Source organism: Streptomyces phyllanthi (assembly GCF_009377205.1).
Lineage (GTDB): Bacteria > Actinomycetota > Actinomycetes > Streptomycetales > Streptomycetaceae > Streptomyces > Streptomyces phyllanthi.
Genome location: NZ_VJZE01000579.1, coordinates 1 through 4,863, shown reverse-complemented (window position 1 = coordinate 4,863; position 4,863 = coordinate 1). Strand labels below are relative to the sequence as shown.

Genomic DNA, 4,863 nt, shown 5'->3' with positions numbered 1-4,863 from the left:
GGGTCGAGCACCCCCAGCCGCTCCCAGCCGGGCCGCCGCGCCAGCATGCCCGGCCGCTCGGGCACCCGCCGCGCGTACACCGCCTCGCACGCGTCCAGCGCGTCGGCCGGCGGTACGTACCGCAGGTGTACGTCATCGGTGCCGGGCGGTACGGACAGCCGTACGCGGGTGGTGTCCACCTCCACGCTGAACTGGTGCGTCGCGACGCCGTAGCCGAACCGGCCGTAGATCACGGGCTCCGAGGCGGTCAGTACGGCGAGGGGCTCGCCCCAGGAGCGGATGTCGTCCAACTGCCGCCGCATCATGGCCCTCAGCAGTCCGCGGCGCCGGTGCGTGGCCGCGACGCTCACCATCGTGATGCCCGCGGCCGGGACCGAGGCGCCGCCCGGCACCGTGATACGGAAGGTGAACGCGCCCGCCGTCCCCACGCATTGGCCGCCGTCCCAGGCGCCGATGGATCGGTCGTACTCCGTGAGCGCCTCCCACAGCTCACGCTCCTCGGGAGGCTCGTCCGCACCGCCGAAGGCACGGATGAGGTTGTCGTACCAGGGATTCCAGTCGTCCTTCCGCAGCACGCGCAAGTCAGTCGCCATGGACCATGCCTACCAGGGCAATCAGGACCAGTCGAACCATTTCTCCGACACCGCTCCCGAGTCGCCTCAAGTCGCCCGCAAGTCGCCCTCAAGCCGCCCCCGACCGGTCCCGACTCGCCCTCAACTCACCCCGGGACCGAGTCGAATCCAACCCGAACTCGGCATCGCCCCCACACCGCCCCTCGGCTGCCGTCGTGTGAGATCTGTGTGAGATTCGTCGTGAACCGGACCTCGGAAGGGGGACAAGTAGGACCTCCCGTGCACAAGAGCTGGTCCGATGGATAAGGTCCCGAGCAATGGCATCAGGAGGAGAGCGGCGCGCGGAGGCCGAGACGTTCACGGCCCGGTTGAGGAAACTGGCTCATCGGGCCCGCACCGGCGTGCGCAAGTCCGCCGTCGACTATTTCCGGGGGGACGGCTCCGACTGGGTCGCGCTCGCCGGTCTGATGCTGACGATCCCACTGATCGCCGCGTGCACGATGGCCAACTCGGTGTGGATCTCACCGGCGGTCCTCGTCCTCCCTATCGTCGCGGGCGGCCTGCTGCTGCGCCCGGCCAGTCTCCTCGCCCTCTACGCGGCCGCCGCGACCGCGCTGATAGTCGAGTCCGTCCAACTCGGGCCGTACACCGAGGGACCGTCCCGCGTGACGCCCGGCATCGTGCTCGTGGTGGCGGCCTGCGGTTTCTTCGGACTTCTCATCGCCCAGTTCCGCAGCCGGGTGGGCGTTCCCTGGCGGCGGGGCGGCACGATGCTCTTCGACCTGCGTGAACGCATCCGTGTGCAGAGCAAGTTGCCGCAGCTGCCGGCGGGCTGGCACCGGGAGATGGCGCTGCGGCCGGCGGGGGGTCAGTCCTTCTCGGGCGACTTCGTCGTGGCGGCCCGCACGAACGGTGGCCGCACGCTGGAGGTCGTCCTCACGGACGTCTCGGGCAAGGGCATGGACGCCGGGTCGCGCGCACTGCTCCTCTCCGGCGCTTTCGGCGGCCTGCTGGGATCGCTCCCACCGCATGCCTTCCTCCCCGCGGCGAACGGCTACCTGCTCCGCCAGGACTGGGACGAGGGCTTCGCGACGTCGATCCACCTCGTCCTCGATCTGGACTCGGGGGACTACGAACTCTTCTCCGCGGGGCACCCGCCGGGTCTCCAGCTCAGCGCGGGCAGTGGCCGCTGGGAGGAGAAGGCCGCGGAGGGTCCGCTTCTCGGCGTGTACGACGGGGCCCAGTTCGACCCGGTGAAGGGTTCTCTCCGTCCCGGGGACGTGCTGATGCTCTTCACGGACGGCCTCGTGGAGACCTCCGATCGCGACATCGTGGAAGGCATCGACCGTCTCACGGGCGAGGCGGACCGCTATGTCGCCGGTGGCTTCCACGGCGCCGCGTGGCACCTCATCGAGGCGGTGGCCCGCGACGTCAACGACGACCGCGCCCTGCTCCTGATATGCCGAGAGGGCCCAACAGCTCCCCGCTGACCACGAGAACGGTGTGTCGCCCCCGCCGCCGTTACCCGTCCCATCCTGTCCCTGGGGGCTGCCGCCCCCAGACCCCCGCTTCGGCCCTGAACGGGCCTCGTCCTCAAACGCCGGACGGACCCGATGGGGCCGGCCCCGCACCATCCAGCCCCTCCGGCGTTCGAGGAGCGGGGGTCCGGGGGCGGGCCCCCGAAAACGGGGTTCGGTGCCCCAGGCGCAAGCCGACCACCCGCACGACACACTGGACCCATGACCAGAACCAGAGCCAGAGCCCTCCTCACCCTCCCCGAGATCGAGGCCCTCGCCCGCGCGGCGCACACCGGGCAGACCGACAAGGCCGGACGCCCGTACGAGGAGCACCTGCAGGCCGTCGCCGAGGGCGTACGTGCCCGCGGTGGCGACGAGGAACAGATCGCGGCGGCCTGGCTGCACGACGCGGTCGAGGACGACGCCCTGTCGGAGGAGTGGCTGCGCGACGCCGCACTGACGGACCGTACGAAGGACATCGTCCGGGCACTCACCAAGCGCCCGGACGAATTCCCGGAGACCTACGCGGCCCGCATCCTCGCCACCCCGGGCGCTCCCCTGGTCAAGGAGTCCGACCTGGCGCACAACGCCGACCCCGCCCGCCTCGCCGTCCTCGAGGCCCCGACCCGCACCCGCCTGGAGAAGAAGTACGCCCACATGCGAAGCCTCCTCGGCCTGACGACCGAGGAGGCGAACAACGAGGAGAACAGCGAGGCGAACAGCGGCGGCTGACCGCAATCAGTTACCGGCCGTCATGCCTTCGCGTCAGCCTTGCCCTTACCTCCAGGACCGCCGCCCTTCCCACGCTCACGCGCCAGCTCCATCGCGTCCCGCTTGAACGCCCACTCCATCTTCGGCTCCATCGCGAAACGGAACATCCGCTGTACCGGCGGAGTGCACAGCACCGTGACGACCGCCGCGGCGACCAGCGTGACGGCGACCTCACCGAGCGGCTGGTACACCCAGCTGTGGTCGTACCAGTCCCAGAAACGGGAGCCCTTGGCGAGGAAACCGTGCAGCAGGTAGCCGTACAGCGTGCCCGCGCCGAGCACCGTGAACCACATCCTCCGGCGCGGCACCCAAGAGAAGAAGCAGGCCGTGAGCACCATCGAGCAGCCGAAGAGCGCGAGCGTCATGACAACACCGGCCCACCACGGTGAGCCCAACTCCTGTGCGCTGTCACGGTGGTAGAACCAGGCCGAGGTCATCCGCGGCCCCGCCCAGTACGCCACCGCCAGCGCGATCGCGAACACCGGCACCGACAGGATCCGCACCTCACGGCGCCGCATCAGCTGGAAGTGCTCGGGCTTCATGCACAGACCCACGACGAAGAACGGCAGGAACTGCAGGACACGCTGCAGGTCCAGGTCGTCACCTATGTCGGGCGACACCGAGGCGAGCACGGCGATGCCGAGCGCGATCGGGACGGGCCAGCGGGCGACCTTCCACAGCGGGGTGGTCATCCGCCACACGAACAACGCGACCAGGAACCAGGTGAGGTACCACGGGTCGAGCAGACTGATCGGATGGCCGGGATCGTCGTCGGCCCAGCCCTTGAAGAGGGAGTATGCGACCTCGAAGAGCACGTACGGGACGGCGACGCCGGTGACCAGGCGCCGGAGCCGGTCGGGGCGCATGTCGAAACTGCGCGAGAAGTAGCCGGAGATGAGGATGAACGCCGGCATGTGGAACGTGTAGACGACCATGTACAGCGCCTCGGCGGCGCGGCTCTGGTCCGACAGCGGCTGCCAGGCGTGCCCCATCGCGACGAGCACGATGGCCAGGTACTTGGCATTGTCGAAGAAGGCGTCGCGCTGTTTGACCGGTCTGGCGTCCGGCGCGGCGGCGCCGGGGGCCGGCCGCGTGGTGTGGGGGGAACGCGGGCTCGGTACTCCGTCCGTCGACTGCTGAGCCGAGGGGAGCGGCGCCCTGGGGCCGTGCGGTCGCAGCGAGTTCGTCACAGAGCCTCCCACCGGGACGTAGGCGGGACGGTCCGAGCACTCGCTGCGCGTGCGGGGGACGAGGCAGCGGTGAACATCTGAGGCACCCTAGCGTTGTCTGTGGGATTTAGTAAAACCGTCGACGTGAATGTCGTATTACCGGCCTCGACTACCCAGGATTTGCGAAGGGTTGCATGTGGATTGGCACACAGTCCGTAGCCCGTTTGGCCCCTTGTGTCCTCATTCATCCGGACTAAATGGTGCATAACGTCCGCGGGTGACTCTGGCGAAATGTCCACTTCCTCAGAGTCTTCGATGTGCCTGTGGCAACAATTCGAATTAGCTGCGAACACAATGTGTGTGCATCGAAACGATCACCGCGAATTCGACTCCGGGTGGTCCCTCGAATTGCCGTACGACGGCTGCGCGTTGGAAGCGGGGCGTGCAGGTCGCGCACGGGGACAGGCCAACGTTGCGTAACCAACGGCATAGGTGAGCCGTGTTGGTGGCACGATGGTTCTGGCGGGGTGCGCGGGGCCGGCACCCCGGGCCGGGAGAGCGGACTGTACCGAGGGTGTGATCAGTTGTGGCCATTTCGCTGTCAGTGGTGCTGCTGTTGGCGATCATCCTTGTGGTGTTGCTGAGAGGGGGAAACCTCAAGGCCGGACCCGCGGTCGTCGCCGTGCTCTTCGGCTTCTTCCTCGCCTCGACCGGCATGGCCGACGACATCCAGCGCTTCCTCAACTCCATAGCGGACACCCTCAACTCGATCCAGTTCTGACCGCGTCTGCCGGGCCGTCATGCCCGGCTCGGGGCACCGGGGGACAGCGGGGA

The 4,863-nt window shown here is 68.7% G+C and carries 5 protein-coding genes; 3 read left to right on the top strand and 2 right to left on the bottom strand.

Annotated elements, in window-relative coordinates; all coding sequences use genetic code 11:
* The coding region (locus FNH04_RS41265) for a GNAT family N-acetyltransferase (RefSeq protein ID WP_152791331.1) at positions 1-593 on the bottom strand (593 nt) is incomplete at its 3' end.
* A 296-nt stretch (positions 594-889) separates the two neighbouring features.
* Between FNH04_RS41265 and FNH04_RS41260 the strand changes: the two genes are divergently transcribed.
* Positions 890-2,062: a PP2C family protein-serine/threonine phosphatase gene (locus FNH04_RS41260; RefSeq protein WP_152791329.1), complete on the top strand. Its 1,173-nt coding sequence runs from the start codon at positions 890-892 to the stop codon at positions 2,060-2,062.
* 249 nt (positions 2,063-2,311) lie between these two features.
* Complete coding sequence (locus FNH04_RS41255; RefSeq protein ID WP_152791327.1) at positions 2,312-2,821, top strand: HD domain-containing protein; 510 nt, start codon at positions 2,312-2,314, stop codon at positions 2,819-2,821.
* Between the two features lie 20 nt (positions 2,822-2,841).
* Here the strand turns inward: FNH04_RS41255 and FNH04_RS41250 are convergent, their stop codons facing one another.
* Complete coding sequence (locus FNH04_RS41250; protein ID WP_322725360.1) at positions 2,842-4,050, bottom strand: acyltransferase family protein; 1,209 nt, start codon at positions 4,048-4,050, stop codon at positions 2,842-2,844.
* 565 nt (positions 4,051-4,615) lie between these two features.
* Here FNH04_RS41250 and FNH04_RS41245 point away from each other — a divergent pair.
* Positions 4,616-4,810: a hypothetical protein gene (locus FNH04_RS41245; protein WP_322725358.1), complete on the top strand. Its 195-nt coding sequence runs from the start codon at positions 4,616-4,618 to the stop codon at positions 4,808-4,810.
* The last annotated feature ends 53 nt before the right edge of the window (positions 4,811-4,863 follow it).